The sequence below is a fragment of the Acidovorax sp. KPB24-03 genome, assembly GCF_057546605.1.
Genome location: NZ_BAAJYR010000597.1, coordinates 1 through 1,626, shown reverse-complemented (window position 1 = coordinate 1,626; position 1,626 = coordinate 1). Strand labels below are relative to the sequence as shown.

The window sequence follows — 1,626 nt, the reverse complement described above, 5'->3', positions numbered from 1 at the left end:
GCGCATGTTTCACTAGGGCGTTCTGCTACATTTTTAGTAGCAATATCCACAAAGCGCACGCGGTCGCCGGGCTGCAGCAGCGCCGGCACGGGGCGCCCCAGGTCCCACATGGCCGTGGGCGTGGTGCCGATGATCTGCCAGCCGCCCGGGCTGGCCTGCGGATAGACGCCGCTGAAGGTGCCCGCCAGCCCCACCGCGCCCGCCGGAATGCGGGTGCGCGGCGTGGTGCGGCGCGGCACGTTCAGGCTGGGGTGGCCGCCGGTGAGGTAGCCGAAGCCCGGCGCGAAGCCGGTGAACGCCACGGTGTATTCGCTGCCCGTGTGGCGCGCGATCACCTCTTCGGGGGTGATGCCCAGCATGTGCGCCACTTCGGCCAGGTCTTCCCCGTCGTAGTGCACGGGGATCTCGATCAGCGTGGTGCTGCGCTCGGCCTGCGCGCTCACGTCTCGCCGGGCGATGGCGTCCACCAGCGCGGACAGCGACTGCACGGCGGGGCGGAAGTGGATGAGGATGGTGCGCGCGGCGGGCACCATTTCCTCGATGCCGTCGATGGGCTCGCGCCGCAGCGAGGCCAGCAGCGCCAGCGTCTGGTCGAGGTCGTCCAGCTCGACCATGACCGCATTCAGGTTGACGGGCAGAAAGCGCATCATGCGGGCTGCCCTGCGAACGACGTGATGGTCACGCCGGCCTGCTCAAAGCGCTGGCGCACCTGCTGCGCGATCGCGACGGCGTCGGGGCTGTCGCCGTGCACGCAGATCGAGTCGGCCCCGATGCGCACCTGGCTGCCGTCGATGGCCTCGATCACGCCGTCGGACACCAGGCGCAGCATGCGCTCGGCGATCAGCGCGGCGTCGTGCAGCACGGCGCCCTTTTTCGCGGCGCGACACCAACGTGCCGGCCGGGGTGTAGGCGCGGTCGGCAAAGGCTTCGGCCACCACGCGCAGGCCGGCGTCGCGCGCCCAGCCGATCAGCGGCGAGCCGGCCAGCGCCACCAGCACCAGGCGGTCGTCGATCTCGCGCAGGGCGGTGATCACGTCGCGCGCCTGGCGGGCGTCGTGGGCGATGGTGTTGTAGAGCGCGCCGTGGGGCTTCACGTAGCGCACTTCGGTGCCGGCGCTTGGCCAGGCCCTGCAGCGCGCCGATCTGGTAGATGACGTCGGCCACGAGGTCGGCGCTTTCCACGTCCATGTTGCGGCGACCGAAACCGACCAGATCGCGATAGGCCACGTGCGCCCCCACCACCACGCCGCGGGCCTGGGCCTCGCGCAGCGTGCGAAGGATGCCGGCGGCATCGCCGGCGTGGAAGCCGCAGGCCACGTTGGCGCTGCTCACGATGCCCAGCATGGCCGCGTCATCGCCCATGCGCCATGCGCCGAGGCTCTCGCCCAGGTCGCTGTTCAGATCCATTTTCATCGTCGTTCTCCTGGCGGTCGGTGCCGCCGATATCTCAAACCCGCGGAGCGCTGCGCGCAGCGCCCCGTCTATATGACCATGCCGGTCAATGCAATTGCCCGGCGGTTTCGCGAACGTCCTCGCGCACGGCCAGCGCCGTGCGGATGACGGCGCGCAGGGCCTGTGCCTGCGTGTCCAGCGCCACGCTGGGCGCGCCGCCACCCACGCGCGCGG

Annotated in this window: 1 protein-coding gene and 1 pseudogene; both read right to left on the bottom strand. The window is 70.9% G+C overall.

The genetic code is table 11. The annotated features are described in order from the left end of the window. Window positions 1-647: 5-oxoprolinase subunit PxpB (gene pxpB, locus AC27KI_RS24350; protein ID WP_487116319.1), on the bottom strand; the 647-nt coding region annotated here is incomplete at its 3' end. Beyond that, window positions 647-1,413, bottom strand: a pseudogene (locus AC27KI_RS24345) (LamB/YcsF family protein). The gene pxpB and the pseudogene AC27KI_RS24345, both read right to left, overlap by 1 nt. Between the last annotated feature and the right edge of the window lie 213 nt (window positions 1,414-1,626).